Origin of the sequence: Corynebacterium sp. (assembly GCF_030532965.1) — a bacterium.
Taxonomy (GTDB): domain Bacteria; phylum Actinomycetota; class Actinomycetes; order Mycobacteriales; family Mycobacteriaceae; genus Corynebacterium.
The window spans coordinates 76,679-96,455 of sequence record NZ_JAUNKC010000003.1 but is presented as its reverse complement, the minus strand read 5'-3'; the positions used below and the strand labels follow the sequence as shown (position 1 = coordinate 96,455).

The 19,777-nt window shown below is 56.8% G+C and carries 21 protein-coding genes and 1 tRNA gene; 10 read left to right on the top strand and 12 right to left on the bottom strand.

Features of this window, described 5'->3' with window-relative positions; all coding sequences use genetic code 11:
- The first annotated feature begins 1 nt into the window (after position 1).
- Genes Q4D85_RS02625 through Q4D85_RS02615 form a run of 3 tightly spaced genes read left to right on the top strand, consistent with a single transcriptional unit; the run spans position 2 to position 3,483 of the window.
- Entirely contained in the window at positions 2-1,747 is a 1,746-nt protein-coding gene (locus Q4D85_RS02625; protein ID WP_303198005.1) for a nickel-dependent hydrogenase large subunit, read from the top strand.
- Positions 1,744-2,955 carry a Ni/Fe-hydrogenase, b-type cytochrome subunit gene (gene cybH / locus Q4D85_RS02620; RefSeq protein WP_303198004.1) on the top strand — a complete coding sequence of 404 codons (1,212 nt, stop codon included), beginning with the start codon at positions 1,744-1,746 and terminating at the stop codon, positions 2,953-2,955. Before Q4D85_RS02625 ends, cybH begins: the two co-directional genes overlap by 4 nt.
- Positions 2,956-3,483: a hydrogenase maturation protease gene (locus Q4D85_RS02615; RefSeq protein WP_303198003.1), complete on the top strand. Its 528-nt coding sequence runs from the start codon at positions 2,956-2,958 to the stop codon at positions 3,481-3,483.
- Here the strand turns inward: Q4D85_RS02615 and Q4D85_RS02610 are convergent.
- Positions 3,480-3,857 (bottom strand): hydrogenase maturation nickel metallochaperone HypA, encoded by a 378-nt coding sequence (locus Q4D85_RS02610; RefSeq protein ID WP_303198002.1) that lies wholly within the window; start codon positions 3,855-3,857, stop codon positions 3,480-3,482. The two genes, Q4D85_RS02615 and Q4D85_RS02610, sit on opposite strands and share 4 nt — an antisense overlap.
- A 59-nt stretch (positions 3,858-3,916) precedes the next feature.
- Here Q4D85_RS02610 and Q4D85_RS02605 point away from each other — a divergent pair, with 59 nt between their 5' ends.
- Entirely contained in the window at positions 3,917-5,086 is a 1,170-nt protein-coding gene (locus Q4D85_RS02605) for a nickel-dependent hydrogenase large subunit (protein WP_303198001.1), read from the top strand.
- A 14-nt stretch (positions 5,087-5,100) separates the two neighbouring features.
- On the top strand, positions 5,101-5,322 hold the full coding sequence (locus tag Q4D85_RS02600) for a HypC/HybG/HupF family hydrogenase formation chaperone (protein ID WP_303198000.1): 222 nt from the start codon (positions 5,101-5,103) through the stop codon (positions 5,320-5,322).
- A 44-nt stretch (positions 5,323-5,366) separates the two neighbouring features.
- Here Q4D85_RS02600 and Q4D85_RS02595 read toward each other — a convergent pair whose 3' ends face one another.
- Both Q4D85_RS02595 and Q4D85_RS02590 read right to left on the bottom strand, forming a co-directional pair.
- Positions 5,367-5,591 (bottom strand): hypothetical protein, encoded by a 225-nt coding sequence (locus tag Q4D85_RS02595; protein WP_303197999.1) that lies wholly within the window; start codon positions 5,589-5,591, stop codon positions 5,367-5,369.
- Positions 5,578-5,928 (bottom strand): hypothetical protein, encoded by a 351-nt coding sequence (locus tag Q4D85_RS02590; protein ID WP_303197998.1) that lies wholly within the window; start codon positions 5,926-5,928, stop codon positions 5,578-5,580. Before Q4D85_RS02590 ends, Q4D85_RS02595 begins: the two co-directional genes overlap by 14 nt.
- A gap of 120 nt (positions 5,929-6,048) precedes the next feature.
- Here Q4D85_RS02590 and Q4D85_RS02585 point away from each other — a divergent pair, with 120 nt between their 5' ends.
- Complete coding sequence (locus Q4D85_RS02585) at positions 6,049-6,648, top strand: hypothetical protein (protein ID WP_303197997.1); 600 nt, start codon at positions 6,049-6,051, stop codon at positions 6,646-6,648.
- Between the two features lie 13 nt (positions 6,649-6,661).
- On the opposite strand, the gene Q4D85_RS02580 is transcribed toward Q4D85_RS02585, so the two are convergent.
- The 8 genes from Q4D85_RS02580 to Q4D85_RS02545 form a co-directional block, all read right to left on the bottom strand.
- Positions 6,662-6,754: transfer RNA gene (locus tag Q4D85_RS02580), tRNA-OTHER, on the bottom strand.
- Positions 6,755-6,805: 51 nt separating this feature from the next.
- Positions 6,806-8,632, bottom strand: coding sequence for a hypothetical protein (locus Q4D85_RS02575; RefSeq protein ID WP_303197995.1), 1,827 nt, complete (start codon positions 8,630-8,632; stop codon positions 6,806-6,808).
- 56 nt (positions 8,633-8,688) lie between these two features.
- Positions 8,689-9,327, bottom strand: coding sequence for a pentapeptide repeat-containing protein (locus Q4D85_RS02570; RefSeq protein ID WP_303197994.1), 639 nt, complete (start codon positions 9,325-9,327; stop codon positions 8,689-8,691).
- Positions 9,328-9,444: 117 nt separating this feature from the next.
- On the bottom strand, positions 9,445-10,269 hold the full coding sequence (locus Q4D85_RS02565; protein WP_303197993.1) for a carbohydrate ABC transporter permease: 825 nt from the start codon (positions 10,267-10,269) through the stop codon (positions 9,445-9,447).
- A complete protein-coding gene (locus tag Q4D85_RS02560) occupies positions 10,262-11,317 on the bottom strand; it encodes a carbohydrate ABC transporter permease (protein ID WP_303197992.1) in 1,056 nt (351 codons plus the stop codon). Before Q4D85_RS02560 ends, Q4D85_RS02565 begins: the two co-directional genes overlap by 8 nt.
- A 111-nt stretch (positions 11,318-11,428) precedes the next feature.
- A complete protein-coding gene (locus Q4D85_RS02555) occupies positions 11,429-12,703 on the bottom strand; it encodes an ABC transporter substrate-binding protein (protein ID WP_303197991.1) in 1,275 nt (424 codons plus the stop codon).
- Positions 12,704-12,797: 94 nt separating this feature from the next.
- Positions 12,798-13,811 carry an ABC transporter ATP-binding protein gene (locus Q4D85_RS02550; RefSeq protein ID WP_303197990.1) on the bottom strand — a complete coding sequence of 338 codons (1,014 nt, stop codon included), beginning with the start codon at positions 13,809-13,811 and terminating at the stop codon, positions 12,798-12,800.
- Positions 13,812-13,945: 134 nt separating this feature from the next.
- Positions 13,946-15,535: an LCP family protein gene (locus tag Q4D85_RS02545; protein ID WP_303197989.1), complete on the bottom strand. Its 1,590-nt coding sequence runs from the start codon at positions 15,533-15,535 to the stop codon at positions 13,946-13,948.
- A 124-nt stretch (positions 15,536-15,659) separates the two neighbouring features.
- Here Q4D85_RS02545 and Q4D85_RS02540 point away from each other — a divergent pair, with 124 nt between their 5' ends.
- From Q4D85_RS02540 to Q4D85_RS02530, 3 genes are all read left to right on the top strand, one after another.
- A complete protein-coding gene (locus tag Q4D85_RS02540) occupies positions 15,660-16,577 on the top strand; it encodes a glycosyltransferase family 2 protein (RefSeq protein ID WP_368502242.1) in 918 nt (305 codons plus the stop codon).
- A gap of 88 nt (positions 16,578-16,665) precedes the next feature.
- A complete protein-coding gene (locus Q4D85_RS02535; protein WP_303198131.1) occupies positions 16,666-17,739 on the top strand; it encodes an NDP-sugar synthase in 1,074 nt (357 codons plus the stop codon).
- 472 nt (positions 17,740-18,211) lie between these two features.
- Positions 18,212-18,511: a WhiB family transcriptional regulator gene (locus Q4D85_RS02530; RefSeq protein WP_303197987.1), complete on the top strand. Its 300-nt coding sequence runs from the start codon at positions 18,212-18,214 to the stop codon at positions 18,509-18,511.
- 203 nt (positions 18,512-18,714) lie between these two features.
- Here Q4D85_RS02530 and Q4D85_RS02525 read toward each other — a convergent pair whose 3' ends face one another.
- Entirely contained in the window at positions 18,715-19,281 is a 567-nt protein-coding gene (locus tag Q4D85_RS02525) for a metallopeptidase family protein (RefSeq protein ID WP_368502239.1), read from the bottom strand.
- Between the two features lie 101 nt (positions 19,282-19,382).
- Here Q4D85_RS02525 and Q4D85_RS02520 point away from each other — a divergent pair, with 101 nt between their 5' ends.
- Entirely contained in the window at positions 19,383-19,757 is a 375-nt protein-coding gene (locus Q4D85_RS02520; protein WP_303197986.1) for a DUF3499 domain-containing protein, read from the top strand.
- Positions 19,758-19,777 lie beyond the last annotated feature (20 nt).

Genomic DNA, 19,777 nt, shown 5'->3' with positions numbered 1-19,777 from the left:
CATGGCAGTTGAACGAATAGTTGTAGATCCGCTCACCCGTATCGAGGGTCACCTTAGGGTGGAATTGGAAGTCGACGATGGCACCATAACGAACGCGTGGAGCGAAACCACACAATTTCGCGGGATAGAAACCATCTGTGAAGGCCGCGACCCGCGCGACGTGTGGGCGTTCGTGGGCCGGATCTGTGGCGTGTGCACCGGCACCCACTCCCTGGCGTCGGTCGCCGCGGTGGAAGACGCCATCGGCTGCGACATTCCGAAACAGGCGCAGCTTATCCGGGATTTGGTGTTAGGCAGCCAAGAAATCCACGACCACGTGGTGCATTTCTACCACCTGCACGCCCTGGATTGGGTGAACGTGGTCTCGGCGGCTCAGGCGGATCCGCTAAAAACCGCCGAATTTGCTCGCAGCATCGGATCGACGTGGAAGGGTAACACCCCGGAACAATTCGCAAAAGTAAAAGAAACCATCACCGGGGTTTTGGAATCGGGACAGCTTAGTATCTTCACCGGCGGGTATTGGGAACACGAGGATTATCGACTGCCGCCGGAGGCGAACCTCATGGCCGTGTCACATTATCTCGATGCCCTGCAATTCCAGCGGTCGATCATCCGCATCAATACCGTCTTCGGCGGTAAGAATCCGCACCCGAATTTCCTGGTCGGTGGCATGGCGTGTTCCATCGACCCGGATAAGTCGGAGACGGTCAACCAGGTTCATGTGGATCAGATCAAAGGCTGGATTCAAGAGATCGAAGACTTCGTCTACGGGTGCTATCTGCCAGACGCCATGGCGATCATGAAGGTGTACTCGGACTATTTCGACATCGGAAAATCCGCCGATACGTTCCTCGCGGTGGGAATGGCCGGGGCTACGATTGTGTCTAATAAACTGCAGCGGTCCCTTTCCTACGCGCATCCAGAGATCAAACCGGGGGTCATCCTGGACGGGGACTACACCACCCTGCACCCATTGGACCCCAAGAAGATCGAAGAATACATTTCTTCCGCCTGGTACGAGTATTCCGTGGGCAAAGACAAGGGGCTGACACCCGATGTGGGCGAAACCACCCCGGCCTACACCGGACCGAAGCCGCCCTACACCTGGCTAGGCGACGCGGAGGAGTATTCGTGGTCGAAGAGCCCCCGCTATGACGGTCGCCCCACCCAGGTCGGCCCGGTCGCCCGGGTGCTTTTGGCCTATATCCAAAACGAACCCGCCACCAAACGCATCGTCGACGACGCCATGAAGGAACTGGGCATCACGGTAGATAAATTCAATTCCACCGGCGGTCGCACCCTCGCCCGGGCGGTGGAGGCGGTGACGACCGCAGAAAACCTCAGCCACGTGTTGCTGCCGGAATTCATCAATGGGCTGAAAGCAGGCGATTTTGATGTGTTCAATGCCCGCACCTGGGAACCTAGCAGCTGGCCGAAAGAAACCTCCGGCTTTGCCATGATGGAAGTAGCCCGGGGCATGTTGTCGCACTACATCACCATCAAGGATGGCCGCACCGAACGGTACCAAGCCGTGGTTCCCACCACCTGGCTCGCAGGAGGCCGCGACCCCAAGGGCCAATTGGGTCCCTATGAATCCGCACTCGCCAACGGTATGCATCCGCTGGTTGATCCCACACAACCATTAGAGGTGCTGCGCACCATCCACTCCTTCGACCCGTGCATGTCCTGCGCGGTCCATCTGCTCGATCCGTCGGGTGCGGAATTAATGCAGGTGATGACCCAATGACATCCACCCAGCCTGCCTCAGCACAGCAACCATTCAGCCAGGTCGACCACACCCGCATGAAAACTGTGCTGAATGTCGCTGCCAGTATCCCCGTCGCAGATGTGGGAAGCGAGACGTTGATTAGGTTGGCGGGTGTTTCCCCAGCCGGGTCGAACGATCCGGTCGACCACGCGTTATACCGCGCCATCGGGGAAGTGCCAGCGGCTGAATACTTCGATTACGCCACACAGGACCGGCGGTTTTCCATCGCTCATGTAAAGGGGGTGGAATTCGGCGGCGAGGTCCACGACCTGGCGGTGATGCGGGGCGACATTACAAGCGTGTTGGAAGCCGCAGATGCAGACCCCGGCGTGAAATCCTTGGCGCTTCGCAACGCGAATGTGATGCGCAAACTGGGGCGGCGCAGCCTCGGAGTCGCCATCGCCCCCTTGGTTGGGGATACGGCCGGGGACTTTAAATTCCAGGGATTGGTGGCCCTGTCGGTTGGAGGACAGAAACGGATCCGGGCACACACGCGGGGCGGATACACCCGGATACAGATGTGGCCACGGGCACTTCGGATTCAACACTGGTTGAATATGCTGCTCATCATCGCCTTGTCGGTGACCGGCTACTACATTATGAATCCGTTTTTTGGCGCCGAGCTATCGCAGGATACTGGCTACCTCATGGGGATTATCCGCTATATTCACTTCGTCTCTGGCTTCGCCTGGATTGCGGTTGCCGCGTGGCGGCTAAGCCTTACGGTTTTCGCCACCCAAAAACACATGCGGTGGCGAAGCTTGTGGCCGATTTACGGCAAAGACGACGTGAAGAAAATGTGGGCGACCGTGCAATACTACTTGTTCTTAAAAGAAGAAGGCCCGCACTATGTCGGCCACAACGTATTGCAGCAATTAACCTATTCCACCATCTACGCGCTGTGCACTATCCAAATTCTGTCCGGTTTGGCGCTATATGGCCTCTACGATCAGTACAACCTGGTGTGGCAGTTCTTTAGTTTCCCGATCCATATCATCGGAGTGCCGATGATCCGGATGATCCACACCGTGATCATGTTCCTGCTGTTCGCCTTCGTGATTCTGCACGTCTACCTGGTATTTAGGGCTGATTCCATCGAAAACCACGGTGGGGTATCCGCCATGATTAACGGCGGCGTGTGGCTGCCTACTGGTTCTAAACCAGTTGACGCTCCGGAGATCGAATAGATGCTGCGGATAGTCGTCTTAGGGATCGGTAATCCCATCATGGCCGATGACGGGATCGGCCTGGAACTTTTGGCACGCCTGAAAACAATCGGCCCCGCCGAAGGCATGCACAGCCAGGTGGAATTGCTCTATGTCGACGGCGGCACCTCCGGAATGGAAGTCCTACCCGATGTGGAGGATGCCGATTGGCTCATCGTGCTCGACGCCCTGGCTGGCCCCGGCGCGCCGGGTACGATCCACACCCTGATTGGCGATCAGATCCCTCGACTACTGCAATCGAAATTGAGCCCGCACCAGGTTGGCCTATTGGATTTACTGTCCGTGGCCCGGCTCGGTGGGAATGAACCAACCCGGGTCGCCGTGGTCGGCATCGTGGCGGAAACAGTCACCCTGCACGTCGGGCTGAGTGCAACGGCAGAAGCCGCGCTGACCCCTGCCGCCGAAACGGCCCGTAACCTGGTGCAGGGGTGGCTGGACGAGGCCACCACCAACCCGGCCTCGGCCGGTGACAGTACGAAAGCGGGCTAATGATCGGGTGTCTTACAATCCGAACAATCCGAATCGGCGTGAACATCCACCCATTCCAGCCGAAACTCGGTGCCGCTGCGCAGATCGGCGGTGGGAGTTGCACATACCGGGCAGACAAGCGCGAAGAACTCGTCTACTTCGTGGCAGGTGGCGCACTGCGGGCAATACACCGTGGCGGGAACGAACATGATGTCCAACCTGGTGGCGGCGCATTGCGGGAAATGTGCCTGGGCTATCGGCCAGGCAGCCTGCAACGCCTCGGCTATGACCCCGCTGCGGGCACCGACCGTGAGCCCAATCGCAGTGATGTCCCGACCTTGGGCCGTGGACACAGCTGTTTCGATCACGCTGGTCAGCAGGGAAAGTTCATGCACAATGATTAAGAATAACCGACGACGAGTATCATGCGGCCACGTTGAGTCTTGGAGTGGATATGAAAATTAACATTTCCGAACTAGTCGACCCACATTCCGCCCGGGTCGTCGTGCGCCGCGACCCAGACGGCGCAGTCGCAAGCGCCCGGTTCGATATTCGGGGCGTGCCCCGGGTGGATGGGATGCTGCTGAACCGCCCCTTGGCCGAAGTCCCGGCGCTTATCACCAGACTGTGCGGATTATGCCCGGTCACGCACCATCTCGCGGGGATCGCCGCATTAGATAGTCTTTATAACCACCAGGTTTCCGCGCCCGCTCAGGCGGTGCGGGCATTACTGCACCACGGGTCGGTTTTAAGCGTTATGGGGCCGAAGCTTTTGCACTATAGCGCCGACCCCACCATCGCGCGGCGGGTTCAGCGCCTCGGGAAAGACGCCTGCGCGACCGCCGGGATGACCGGGCATTTCCCCGCCGTGGCGGTACCCGGCGGGGTGGCGGTGACGGTGCGCCCGGAAGACGTCGAAAAGCTCCACCGTGACGCGCTGACCTGCCGTGCCGACGTGCGAAACCTCGATGCGGGGCAGTCGCCACAGTTCGAGTTTTCCGGCTACAACGTTTCGCTTGTCGACGCCACCGGGCGATGGAACCCACTCGGGGACACCGTACTGGTAGCTCACGCCGCCGACACTGACCAACCCAGCAGCATCTTTCCGGTGGCCGAAATCGCAGACCGCATCAGAGAAACCGCGCCGGGCTCGGTCACCCCCAACCCGCAGGTGCGTATCGGCGACACCTGGCAGCCGTACCGGGTAGGGCCAGCCGTGCGGTACCCGGGACTAACCCCCGCGCAGGCTCAGCTAGAAAGCATCATCGACTCCGTGACTGCGATCATCACCCTGTGCGAACACGATTCATTATCTACCGAGGAAAAGCAACCAACACCTGTCATCGAGGCGGCAACCGGCACCGGCATCGGCGCGGTCGACGGCCCGCGTGGCTTGCTCATTCATCGGTATACGGCGAGTGACGGTAACCTGGTGGACTGTCAGATTCTTAACCCCACCGCCCAGAACGAACCGTGGTTGGCGCAGACACTGCACCACCTTATCGCACACGGCGAGGTCGAATCAGTCGAGGACGCAATCCGTGCGGCCGACCCCTGCCTACCGTGTACAGCGGCACCTCGGGGTCTGATGAACGTTGAGATAGTGGAGGAACCATGTGCCTAGGAATACCCGCGAAGGTGATCCGAATCGATGACGCTTCACAGCCCATGCTCATGGGGGAGATCGACGTGTTGGGGGAGCGCCGTCCTTGCTGTTTCGCCTACCTGCCGGAAGCCCAACCGGGCGATTTCGTATTAATCCAAAATAGTTTCGCCATGACACTTATCGACGCCGCCGCCGCCGCCGAAACCCTCGCCGCCATTGATCAGTGCCACCCCGACGGCCTTAACAACCGCTGACCTGCACTGGCAACAGCTACGCCGCCGAAACCCCGCCCGACCTACTACCGACGCGACCTCAGCCACCGCCATACGCTTACCGTTGCGACCACCAGCACCACCGCGCCCAGCGGGATCCACAGGCTCGGGGCGGGGCGGGCTAAATTCACAACCGACAAAATTACACTCAACGCCGATACCACTACCAGAACCGGAAACATTCGCCGTACCGTTTTCTCCGGTGTCGTTTTCGGCGCAGCGGACCCTACCTGCGGTTTATTGCTGTCCATGAGCATCTATCCGATACTTTCGACTACTACGCCACAACACCACGACAAGCACCCAACAGGCGATCAGCAACACCAGATGCACGAAACTTGGCTGAGCGGAAACGAACCGATACCCGGTTTCAATGCCTAGCATCACCCCGAAAAACCCAAACAAACCCGCACCGGTTTCGTAAATAAGCTGCGGCCGCGATGCTGCCGAGCGCGACGCCGGGGTGGCCGTAGCCTGTGCCGCATCCGCGACATCGGTGGCGTCGGAGACGGCAGAAAACCCGCTTTTGTTACTTTCCTCACTAAATTCGGGTTCGGTGCAGTTCACGGCGGGATCGGTCTGGGACATACCGACGATTATAGAGGCCGATTATGCGGCAGGGCGCATGCGTTTCGGTAGGGTCGCTACAAGAAGCCAACGATGTGTGACACGGAAAGAACCGACACGACAGCCACATAAGGAGGCACCATGTTTCAGATTCGCCGCCCCCGCCTGCTCGTGATAACTGCAGCGCTTACCATCGCAGTGCCCCTCACCGCCGCGTGTACCGACAGCGGAAACAACAATTCCGCCAGTGACACCACGCCGAATATCGCCACCGCGACCCGACCACAGCAACGCGACGGTAAAACGAGTGGCACGAATGGTGCTGCTGGAAACCAGAGTGGAACCGACCCGGTGGTCGAGGCCCTTGCCGAGCTTGCCGCCGATGAAACCGCAACCGGCATTGTCACCAGCGCGGATAAAGTCGATGGCGACGTGGTGGAGATCACCGTGTACGAAGGCACCGAAAAAGCCGAATACGACGCTGGTCCGGGCGGGGAGATCACCGAGCGCAGCCGCGAAGCCAAAACTGACACCGACGATGAAGTGGTTGCCGCCCGGGCCGCAACGGTATCCGCGATGGATGCCCTAAGCCAGGCGGTTGCGCAGGAGCCGACCCTCAGCGTCGATAGCATTTCGCTTGCCGACGACCACAATGCCGACCTGCAATGGAAAGTGGAGTTTACCGATCCGGCCGGTGGGGCCGGAACCACCGTGTTTATCCCGGCACTTGACCCCCGCTAAGAACAAAAAAGGGGGAAGAGACCTGGATTCGAACCAGGAACGAGTCGGATAATGTGTGCCAACTGCTCTACCGGGCCACGTACGTGGCTCATTGAGCTACCTCTTCCAAGAAGGAAGAATAACACATGCTAAGGCTAGTAGATGCGGGATTCAGCCGTTATGATTTTCCGGCGAACCAGCCTGCTTTACGCATCCAACGCGCTGCCACCGGATCGCTGACCATGATGCCGTGCACCAAATCGTAGGTCGGGCGGGTTACAGCCAATTCGGATTGGCGATATGGCAAAGTCCAGCCCGTGGCATCCGGATCAATACCGACCTCAGCGCAGGCGTTTCGCACATCCGTAGCGGTACATTCCTTGGTGCCCAAAACAACCTCCCACGGCAGTGGCAGCCGCTGAAAAACGTGCACATCGTGGTGCGGTTCGTGCTCACCCACATGGTGGTGCCAGGCGGCAACGTCACCGGCGATCAAAGAGGGTACTTTGCCAAAGCAGAACTCGGTCAGTACGTCGTCCCAGTGCGCACAAACGATCACATTGAACCAACCGGTGCGCATCTGATCCCAGGCGCGGGCGGCCGCGTTCCAACGGGAGGAATTATCGCCTTTCCGCATGACCATTGTGCCGGTGCGCCAGCGGGGATTCCACAGCGTACTAAGCTGGGTTGCCAACCACTCCACCTGGGCGAAATAGGTGGTGGCAAGCCGCACCTTGGCGGCGTCGTCAAGCAATGCAACGATCATGGGCGGGCAATAGACACACGCGATCACCTCTGGCCGAACATTTGGATCGGCCAACGCCCGGTCAAGTAGCAGTTGCGCGATGTGATCCATCGGGCGATCCTGCGACCCCACGGTGAATAACGTCCGCAGCTTCAACCGCGCGGTGTAGTAGGCGACAAACTGCGCGGTGGCCGGGGATTTCTTGAAAGCGTCCCGATCGATCAAAAACGCAAGCCGCGTCTTTCCCAAGTGGATAGCGCGTGCGTAATCCGCCGCAGCCGCAGCCGTTAAGGCGCGTTTATGCAGGTGAAGTAGCGCGCGAACCGCCTTGCGGTACCGCCGCACCGACACGCCGGGGAAGCGGTGAGCTAGTTCTTCTCGGTTGAGCCGCTGCCGGAAATCCGCGTGGCCGCCGTTGCGGTGACCAGACCGCGCTTTTCGACGCCGGGTGGTTACCGCCACCGATTGAAACCCGAGTGCCTCAAGGCAGGCCTCTACCCAGTCGACGGTTTCATGGTGGGAGCCTGTATCCGCCGGTGGGGTCGGCAAACCGGGAAACCCACGGGTAAATCCTTCGGTCCGTTCAACAAGACCGGTTAAATCCGGTGCCGTGATGAAGCTCGTGGGCATCAGTGAGCACGGCTTCGCGATCAAATCGTAGGCGGCTAGTCGAAAATCCGCTGGGAGGGACGAGTCAAGTTTCACGATCGTGGCGAGGACTTCTTCCGGGGTAGCCCGCGCAGTCAGGCCGTCGAAAAGCATGTCCAACAACGCATTGGCGGTTTCCGCGCTTGGCACCTTACCTACCTCGCCGAAGACTTCGATCACCTTGAAATCCACCCGAATAATCACCGATGAATCCCTGATAATGCGGGGATAACACATTCCCCTAAACATCGGTTTCTGCCAGGTTTCCCGCGCCCACTCCTTCCACGCAGCCGGGTCTTTCGGCCCGTCAGTGTCTGTAAGATCGGCGGCCGTGATCGAGCCGAAACTACTCGCTGAAACACCAACCACCTCCACCGCGCAGACTGGGGTGCCTGCGGAATCACGGAGCACAAAAACCTTCTGCAGCTGTAAATAAGGGTCCACACCCACAAAATCCGACAGCGGGTACTGCTTCGACTTCGGGAAAAACAGCGTGCTAATCGTGCCGGTTTTAATGCGCTCGACCCGCAGGTCGTGACACTGGGCATTGTTTGGACTTATTGCCTGTACGCGGCCGTCGCTGTTTTCTTCCAGGAGAAACCGAAACACCATGATGGTTATGGTAACAACACCTTGACCATGGTGGTGGCGGAAGTTGAATCTAGGGGTTAGTCCTCTTTCCCGGGGGTGCCGATTCCGGTTCTGCCGCGCCTTAAGCGGGAGGAGTATTTTTTGGTGAGGAGTTCTTCAAAAGTATGGCCGCGTGGTGGTGTGGAGCGGGATAGGTCGCAGCCTTCGAAGATTACGTATTCGCCGAAGTGGGCTTTTGAGAAATCGATGCTGTGAAATAGGTCGTCAAATTGTTTTTTGTCGATGTCGTCGTAGAAATTGTTGTAAAAAACAATCTCCGCGAGATGCCCAATTATCGTGCAATTTTCGAAATAGCTAGCGCGGGTTTCCAGGCCTTTCATTCTGCATTTATCAAAGGTGCAATTATAGAATTCGGGCTCGTAAAAACTTGTCCGCTGGAAATTGCAGCCGTTAAACACACAATCCCGAAAAATCCCGGTATGGGCACCTATGGTGACCCCGCGTAAGTCCACTTTGTCAAAGACACAATCGTAAAAATCGCAGGAATAAAGCCTGGCGTCATCCAAATTGCACTTTCGAAAAATGCAATTTTTAAACGTCACATTACTAAAGATAGGGTGGTTGAAATCCGTGCCGGTGAAATCTATGTCTTCATAGACGCGGTTTCCAATTCGGGCTTTTTCTCTCCAGGTCTCGGTATAGGTTTTCTTTTTCATAAGTAGCTGTGGGTTCATTCCGTTGCGCGAAGAATCTGAACAATTATTTTCCTGGAAATGCCGTAGCGGTTAGTGGGCTAATTGCTACGGCGTTGAGTTTTTGGGCCTACTAGCCAGCTAGGCTTTCACGCCACCGGCGGTGAGGCCGGAAACGATGCGGCGTTGGAATGCGAGAACCATGATTATCAGCGGGATGGTGACAAGCGCGCCCGCTGCCATAACGGAAGCATAGGGGTATTCGAAGTGGCTGTCGCCGGAGAAGCGGGCAATCGCGACCGTGACTGGCTCCGTGGCGTTGGTGGACAGTTGATTAGCCAGCATAAATTCGTTCCAGGTGGCGATGAAGCACAAAATCGCGGTGGTAAAAAGCGCCGGTGCGGCAAGTGGCAGCAAGACGGTGCGGAACGCCTGGCCGCGGCTTGCCCCGTCCACCCGGGCGGCTTCTTCCAACTCCCAGGGCAGCTGCCGGAAAAACGACGTGAGCGTGTAAATCGTCAGCGGCAAGGCAAAGGAAATATTGGGGATAATCAGCGCCCGGTACTGGCCGATCCAGCCGAGGTCGCCAAATAGTTGGAACAGCGGGGTGACCAAGGCGATGCCGGGGAACATGCTGGCCCCCAACACGATTCCGGTGACTATGCCCTTGCCCCGGAAATCTACCCGGGCCAAGGCGTAGGCGGTGAATACCCCAACGGTGACCGCGATGAGGGTGGTGAGAAACCCGATCAGCAGCGAATTGCCGATGGCGTTGAGGAAGTCGTTTCCTTTGTTCGTTGCCAGCGCGTCCTTGAAGTTTTGCAAGGTGACATGGGTCGGCCACGGGGTGGTGTCAAAGGTATGGCGTTTATCGCGTAGCGCGGTGACCACCATCCAATAAAACGGCGCCAACCCCCAGATCAGGATAAGGATGACCCCAATGTAGTTGCCGATTGTTTTACGCATGGGGTTCTCCGATCGTGACGAGGGGCTGGTTGGTGGTGGGTTGCTTTTCGACGCGTAACGGGTGGTCAGCTGCCTGCTGCTGGGCTTCTTCCCGGCGTTGAATCTTCTTTAGCTCGCGTTTCTCGGCGTTGCCAGATACGTCTGCGCCGAGGAAGCGGATCATGATGAAAGCCACGAAGAAGATCAACAGGAAGATCATGGTGGATAACGCCGAGGCGGAATTGAAATTGTTTTGCCGAACGTCGGCGACCACCAATTGCGACACCGTGGCGGTGGGGGAGTTAGCCGAGGAGGAAATCAAAATTACTGGCAGGTCGTACATTCGCAGGGCGTCTAGGGTGCGGAAGAGGATTGCCACCATTAACGCCGGTTTGACCAGCGGCAATGTGATAAGCCAGAACTGTTTCCAGGTGGATGCGCCGTCGACCTTGGCGGCCTCATAGACATCCTTCGGGATCATTTGCAGCCCGGCTAAGATCAACAGCGCCATGAACGGGGTGGTTTTCCAAACATCGGCGATGATGACGGCAAACCGGGCGGCCCACGGGTCGGTGGTCCACGAAATGGGGGTTCCGAGCAGGGAATTAATGATGCCGCGATCGGCGAAGATGAATTGCCAGAGCTTAGCGGTCACGGCGGTGGGGATTGCCCACGGGATGAGGACGGCGGCGCGCAGGAAGGCCCGACCCTTAAATTCCCGGTGCATGACCAAAGCCATGAGCATTCCCAGGACTATTTCCAGGCTGACCGTGACCACGGTGAAGAAGAGCGTATTGCCTACTGCGGGCCAGAAGTCGGTGGATAAAACGCCGGGCGGGCAGGCGCCGATTTCGCCCGACGGGGTCATGCATCGCTGGGTAAGCCAATAAACGTAGTGGTCAAATCCGGCGAAACCGCCTTGAACGAAAACCCCGGTTTCGGGATCAAGGTGCTTATCGGATTGGAAGGAGAGGTAGATGGCGCGGATAATCGGATAACCGATCACGACCGCCAAGACAACCAGCGACGGCACAATTAGGTAAATGGCGGCACGTGAGTTTTTGACCACGGTTTCCTCATCTTTCGTTAGATGCAAAACACCCAAAACCACTGCCCGTAAAATGGGTAATGGTTTTGAGTGTCAGCTTAGCAGCACCACCTGGGTGGATTTGCCGAGTTTTTACTTCGCAGCCTCAATAGCGGCCTTCATGTCGGCGGTGGCGTCGTCCACGCTCTTATCGGCGGTCAGCGCAGCGTAGGAGTTATCCTGGACTGCCTTGGAAATAGCCGGGTAGAACGGGGAAGCTGGCCGTGGAACTGCGTTTTCCAGCGACGTCTTCAGTGCCGGGAAGAATGGGTACTTCTCAATCAGCGCTTCGTCATCGTAGATGGAAGCCAGTACTGGTGGGAAGGAGTTCTCCGCGAAGTACATCTGGTTTTCTTCCGAGATGACGAACTCGATGAAGTCGTGGGCGGTGGCCTTGTGCTTGGAGTTGACATTGATGCCGTTGTTGAATCCGCCCAGGGTGGATACACCAACACCATCTTTGCCGACCAGCGGCTGAACCTCAAACTTATCGGCTACCTTGGATTCCTCGCCCTTGGCCAGGTCATACATGTACGGCCAGTTGATTGCGTAGGAGGTTTCACCACCGGTGAATGCCAAGTGGGTTTCCTGCTCGGTCGCGGAGGTCGAAGCCTTGGAGATCACGCCGTCCTTGTAGGCGTCCACCAAGGTCTGCAAACCTTCCTTGGCTTCTGGGGAATCCACGACTGGAGCTCCGGACTCGTCCAAGACATGTCCGCCCCAGCCTTCAATGAAGCCGAGGGTGTTTACGGTCAGACCTTCGTATTGCTTCAATTGCAGAGTCAAACAATCAACGTTTGCTTCCTTCGCCTTTTCGCAGGAGTTCTTCAAATCCTCGAAAGTCGTCGGTGCATCAGGCTGGATTTTGGTGTTACGGAAGAGCAATTGGCCATTGGTGTTCTGCGGCAGTGCATAGAGCTTGCCGTTGTACGTACCGGAAGCCACGGTAGGCTGCAGCAACTTGCTGGTGTCCACCGCCATGTCGCCTTCCAGCGGCTCCAACCACTGGTTAGCGGCGAATTCTGCGGTCCAAACGACATCAAGCGCCATGACGTCTACGTCGTCATTGCCTGCCTGCAAGGTCTGAACCAGGGAATCGCGTTGATCGTCGGACTCACCGGCCAATTCCTTGAACGTCACCTTCTCGTCTGGGTGGGCTTCATTCCACTTGTCAATAACATGGATGAGCTTTTCGGAATCCACCTTGCCCATAGCGTAGGTGATGGGGCCGCGGCCTTCTTCTGAAGATGCGGAACCCGCGGAATCTGAACCGGAGGTTGAGGAGCCAGTGTCGCTACAACCGGTGAGGATCAGTGCGCTGGCAAACCCCAGTGCGGCAATAGACTTACGAGTCAATCGAAGTGCCATAAAAGTACAACCTTTCTAAAAATTAGTTGCTTACCCACAAAATGTAGTAGTGAAATGTCTGTTTTGGGGCGAATTAAGCAAAAATTGTGGGGTTTTATTGCCGAATCCCAGTATCCGCATCGAAGTGATGGGCGGAATTCGGATTGAAACTCAAGGTGATTTTTTCGTTCGGTTGTAGCCGTTGATTGCCGCGCAATTTAGCCACCAAGGTGGTGTCATCGGCCGTTGTGGCATACACGTAGCTTTCGGCACCAAGCTCTTCGACAATAGCGACCCGGGCGGGAATACTTGCCCACCCCGGTTGGGGGTGGCTGACCACCAGCATGTGTTCCGGGCGAACACCAATCGTGGTCAGTGTTCCATTCACGTTACCCGGGAACAAGTTCATAGCCGGGGATCCGATGAAACCGGCAACGAACGCGTTCGCTGGGGCGTCGTAAAGCTCACGCGGGCTGGCTACCTGCTGCAATACGCCGTCCTTGAGCACCGCCACCCGGTCACCCATGGTCATCGCCTCAACCTGGTCGTGGGTGACATACACCGTGGTCACCCCGAGGCGCCGCTGCAGCGCGGCGAGTTCCGTTCGGGTCTGCACCCGCAGTTTCGCATCGAGATTCGACAGCGGTTCGTCCATCAGAAAGACCTGCGGATTGCGCACAATCGCCCGTCCCATGGCGACCCGCTGGCGCTGACCACCGGATAGATCCTTAGGCTTGCGGTCAAGAAGATCCGATAATCCGAGAATCTCAGCGGCCTCGGCAACTTTGGCGTCGATCTCGGTTTTGGGCAGCTTCGCTAATTTCAAGGGGTAGCCGATATTTTTACGCACGCTCATGTGCGGATACAGCGCATACGTTTGAAACACCATAGCGATGTCGCGCTCCGCCGGTTCCAATCCGGTGACGTCGGTATCGCCGATGAAGATCTTCCCCTCCGTCACTGGTTCAAGCCCGGCCAATGCCCGCAACGACGTAGATTTTCCGCAGCCAGAGGGCCCCACCAAAACTAAAAACTCACCGTCGGCGATCTCTAAATCGAGCTTTTCGACGCTCGGCCGCGCCGCGCCAGGATAGGTGATGGTGACATTAGCGAAAGTAACCTGTGCCATGGCTACCAACCTAACAGTAGACGGCGGCAATAGTGGAAGTTTTGCTAGTTCTCGTAACACCAGTCGCCACTTGGCCAGAAACGTCAGCCTCATGCGCTACGGATCGCATGGGGCTGACGTGTAGGTTATGCGCGCTAATTCACGCAACGTGGGCCGGTGCCACCAGCATCAATAACTGGCGATAGCTGTTCTTCTTCTAATTTGGAGCCAGCTTGGCCAACGGTCTTGCTAGCCGCAGCAGACTGCGACGTAGTAGAGGGCTTCGCGGTTCCGGTCGGGCCATTGTAGTCGGCTGCGGTAACCACCGCGATGGTATTGGCATCAAGGGAGGCGCTGGCGGCAACTGGAAGACCGCCGAGTTTTTGGGCGATGGCTAAGGCATCGGGGTTGGTGGTGTCCGCCGCGAGAACCTGCGACTGGAAATACAACCCTTCCTGGGCATTGGTGGTATCCGCGATCTGGTACCCGGCATCTGATAGGAAACCACCAACGCTGGCAGCCAAACCAGAGGTGGTAGAAGCGTTAAGCACCAAGACTTCAACATTGGGGTTGACCGCTGGACTGGTCGGGTTGGTTGGGCTGGTCGGGTCGTTTGATGGGCTCGGCGGAACCGGCGGCGGGGCAGTGCCAAGCAGCTCATTGAAGTAGTCGTGTACTTCGTCGACGTCGACGGTGACCACGGATTCGCCGTAGTCGCCCACGCCGTCGATCGATGTCACCGGAATGGTATTGAATTTCACGTTGCCACCGGCGAGGTTTTGCAGTTGGATGGCGAAATTCATCACATCCCAATCCTTGTCGATGGTGACCGATCGGGTGACCGCATCGCCCAAACTTGCCAACTTACCCGGCGAGGCCAATGTGCCTGACGACAGCACCTTAGCCACCAGGGAGGCCATAAACGCCTGCTGACGAACGATGCGGTCGAGGTCGCCGCGGGGCAGACCATGTCGCTGCCGCACGAAGGCGAGGCCTTGAGCACCATTGAGAGTCTGCACGCCGGCTTTGAAATTCGCGCCGGAATACTCGTCGGATACGTCGTCGTTGAGGCAAACTTCCACACCACCCACGGCATCGGTGAGCAGGACGAACCCCAACAAGCCCACCTCGGCGTAGTGGTCGACGGTGATGCCGGTAAGGTCACTGACAGCCTGAATGAGTCCTTGGCGTCCGGCGTCTTTGGATTTTTCCTCTAACTCCCGTTCGTCGACGTTTCCGGTTTCAAATAGCCGTTCTTTTTCAAAGGCTTTGTGGTGGGAATAAACGCCGTTGATTTTCAGGTTTCCGATTGCGTCGTCGTGAACGTAGGTATCACGTGGAATGGAAATGGCGGTGGCCGAAGAACCGTCGTTAGGAATACGAATCACCATGATGGTGTCGGTATTATCGGCTTCTTCATCGCCAGCATGAAGCAGGTCGATTTCTTCTTGGGTAAGGGGATTGCCCTGGGCGTCGGTGCGGGAGTCGGAACCGACGAGCAGAATATCGGTAGCGCCGTCAGCAGCTTCTTTGAGCCCTTGGTCGCCGCCCAGCTCCAAGGTGCCCGACGATACGCTGGTGTCGATCCGGCCGACGGTCCAATAGCCGACGCCAGAAACGACCAACACGAGGGCAGACAAAAACGACACCAGCGCCTTAACCGCAGCTGGGCCTTGTTGATGGGTGTCGGGGCCGAGCTGCGGTCGCGCCTGAATGTCGCGCGTGTGGCGCTGATGTTCACTCATTGGCTACCGGATTCTCCTTTTCGCCTAAGAATAACCGAAGTGTGTTTAAGAATATCTTGTTCTTCGGCAGGAAACACTTTGACTAAGAGGCGTAAAAGAGACTTATAGCGCCTGACACAGTAAAATCGACGAGGTGAATAACGAGGTGAATACACTAAAAAAGCCCATTGCCGTAATAACTGTCACGTACTCGCCGGGTGATTATCTCCGCAGCTTCCTGGATTCTGTGTCTCATGCCACAGTTTTGCCGACGCGGGTTTTTTTAGCCGATAACGGCTCCACCGATGGGGTTCCTGAGAAAGCGGCACAGGAATATGACACCGTCGAATTCTTAGCAACCGGCGGCAACGTGGGTTACGGGACTGCCATTAATATCGCGGCGCGCCGCATCGCGTCGCTTATCGACGCCGACGAGGTCGACCCCGACTACTTCGTGATTTCCAACCCTGATGTCGTCTTCGATCCGGGCAGCATCGACGAAATGCTGGCGTGTGCGAAGCGGTGGGCGGATCGCAACGTGGCGGATGTTGGCCCCTATATCCGTCAATCGGATGGCTCCGCGTATCCCTCGGCCCGGGCAATCCCTACCCTTAGGAACGGGATTGGGCATGCATTGTTTTCGGGGATATGGCCGTCGAATCCGTGGTCGCGGTCCTATCGGGATAACGCCGTCATGGACGTTGAACGCACCGCCGGCTGGCTGTCTGGTTCCTGTTTATTGGTGAAATGGGATGCCTTTAATGCCATCGGCGGCTTTGATGAACGCTACTTCATGTATATGGAAGACGTTGACCTGGGCGATCGATTCGGCCGGGCAGGTTTTTGCAATGTGTTCTGTCCAACAGCGCAGATTACCCATGCGGTGGGGCATTCGGCTGGCAAGCACCCGGAGAAAATGCTGCCTGCTCACCACGCGTCGGCGTATCGGTTCCAGGCGGATCGGCATCCACATTTATGGCAGGCACCGATTCGGGTGGCACTAAAAGTGGGATTGAAATTGCGTGCGGCTATCGTGGTTGCGCTGGCTAAGATGAAAAAATGATTGTGGAGTGGCTTATCGAGCCACAGTTGGTAAAAAATTAAAAGCTATCAATACATAAGCCAAGGAAAAGCGAGTGAATACCCAGCACATGACATCTAATACTGATGCGGTTATTTTGGTCGGCGGCAAGGGGACCAGGCTACGCCCGTTGACAGTTTCAACGCCCAAGCCCATGCTGCCTACCGCCGGTGTCCCATTCCTGAGCCACTTACTGGCACGGATCAAAGCCGCCGGAATCACCCACGTGGTGCTGGGAACCTCATTCCACGCAGAGGTTTTTGAAGAATACTTCGGAAATGGTGAGGACTTAGGACTCGAAATTGAATACGTCGTCGAAGACGTAGCGCTTGGCACGGGTGGTGGCATTCGAAATGTCTATGACAAGCTGCGCGGCGACACGGTCATGGTTTTCAATGGCGATGTGTTAGGCGGCACAGATTTGACGGGCATTCTGGCGGCACACCATGAGAAGAACGCTGATGTGACGCTGCACTTGGTGCGGGTTCCCGATCCGCGTGCCTTTGGCTGTGTGCCAACCGACGAGACGGGACGGGTGCAAGCGTTTTTGGAAAAGACCGAAGATCCGCCGACGGATCAAATCAATGCGGGCTGTTACGTATTTCGGCGGGATTTGATAGCTGAGATCCCGGCTGGCCGGGTGGTATCGGTGGAGCGCGAAACCTTCCCGAAGTTATTGGAAGAGGGGCGTGCGGTCTACGGCTATGTGGATAATTCGTATTGGCGGGATATGGGAACCCCGGCGGATTTTGTTCGGGGCAGTTCCGATCTGGTGCGCGGCATCGCGCCTTCGCCGCTTCTGGTAGGACGAACTGGAGAATCGTTGGTTCATGATTCGGCGATGGTTAAAGATGGCACACTGTTGCTAGGCGGCACGGTCATTGGTCGCGGCACCGAAGTTGGACCAGGGTGCCGTCTTGATGACGTGGTGGTGTTCGATGGCGTGACCATCGAACCGGGTGCGGTTATTGAGGACTCGATTATTTCGCATGGGGCTCGCATCGGTGCCAATGCCCGAATTCGGGGGTGCGTAATCGGGGAGGGGGCACATATTGGTGCCCGATGCGAATTGCGCGATGGTGCTCGGGTGTGGCCAGGAGTGGAAATTCCGGACAATGGAATTCGCTTTAGCTCCGATGCTTGAGTATCTTAAATAAATCAAAATATCCGCTTGTCAGCACATATGCAGCAAGCGGATTTTTAAGTTTTTTACAGGGTTTTGCGCTTGTTGCGCACGATTTTGACCATAACACTTCCATATTGTTATCCTTGCGTTATTTTTTGGGGGTATACACAACATATAGTACCCCCGCCGAGTACCCCGCCTAGTGACGCAATGTGAAGGATGTGACTGGTGTGATTAACCAACTGCGGAAATGAATTTTGCCCGGAAAAATCATGGCGTTTAGCTTGACGACATATTGTGTTTACGTGTTGAATCGCAGTTGTGTAATTCGCAAAGCGGCTCCCGCATCTCCCCTGTGGGATAGGCGGTACCGCATCATATAGATGTAAACATCGCTATTGTCGCTAGGTGAGTACTTAAGTAAGTAAGTGCCTTAAGCTTTTAACTTTTAAGTGATGGGCAGAAGTAGCAACGAGGAGAGGAGTGTGGCGTGGAAAACATGGCAAGTAACGCCGCGCCTCGCACTCGGTCAGCGCTTGCAATGACCCTTGACGACCTGTTTGGCGCGGTAGAGCAGGAATGGCAAGAGCAAGCGTTATGTGCGCAGACCGACCCGGAAGCGTTCTTCCCCGAAAAGGGCGGTTCCACCCGTGAAGCTAAACGTATCTGTCAGGCATGCTCCGTAAGGGACGAATGCCTGGAGTACGCGCTAGAACATGACGAGCGCTTCGGTATCTGGGGTGGCTTGTCAGAGCGTGAACGTCGTCGCTTGAAGCGGGATATTGTGTAATTCGACTGCGGTTGCTTGTAGGTGCGTCTGTGCGTGCATCAGCGGCAGTAGGAAAGTCACATGGCTAATTCCAGTGTGTTGTCAGTCTTTCTGACATCGACTGGAATTTTTTCTTTCCTATCCGAAGTATCGTTAGCTAAAACTAATGTGTTACACGAAAAATAAAAATTTTTGAAAATTTGTTTAGCTGTTGCAGAAAAAACCTACAACGGGCGGAAATTCGGATCAATATCTTCCGGCGCCACATTCAAATAATGTGCAACAAGCTGCGCCAACACCATAGTTAACAACTCTTGGCGCTCGGCGGCATCCCGACACCGCTGTTCAATGGGCATCCGAAAAAGAACAATGCGCGCCCGGGTGGGACGACCGTGGGAATCAATACCCGCTTGGATCACCCGGCCCAGCGGCACCGGGCCATCGGCGACGATCTCCTCCGGGAATGAATCCACATCCGCATTCAGCCGCATCCGGGGGATCGTGTCAACAGCGATATCCAATTGACTTAAGTTGTCGGCGAATCGATGCTGAATAGGCGCGTAGGCTTCTAACACCGCGGCGTCGAAAATCTGGGTGCGGTTCCGAAACCGGGGGACCTCAAAGGGGAGGATGGGCCCGCGCAGCCCGCGCCCGTGGCGGTCGCGGGGGCGTCGATTCCGTCCGCCGCTCGCTCGGTTCCGCCCACTTCCGCTACCTGGGGTTATGTGGCGCACCTGGCCGTTGGAATCGGCGGAATCGTTACCTGTGGACGGGGAATCGTTTTCTCGCATATCTGATAGCCTAAACTCTCGGTTCCAGACAGGGGGAATGTGGCGCGCCGAAGATGCCCTAGGTATCGAAAAACCTCATGATTATGTCTAAACTTTGTTGCGTGAATCAGTTCCGTCGTTGTTCTCGCCCCGGTTGCGGCCAACCTGCCGTTGCGACGCTTACTTACGCATATGCGCATTCCACCGCATTCATCGGACCGCTGGTGAGCAACGACGATCCGCACAGCTGGGACCTGTGCGAACGGCACGCCTCGAAGATTACGCCGCCCCTGGGTTGGGAATTGCTGCGGGTAACTGACGTAGAAGATGACGAAGATCTCACGGCCTTAGCCGAAGCGGTGCGGGAAGCGGGACAGACTACTTCGGGGCTCATGGAATCGGAAGAGCACGTGCCCAATCACCCGGTGCGCAGGCCACCGCATAAGATCACACGTCGCGCGCATTTGTCCGTTGTGCCCGACAACGACGAGCAATAAAAACCCAGTAACCAACACTT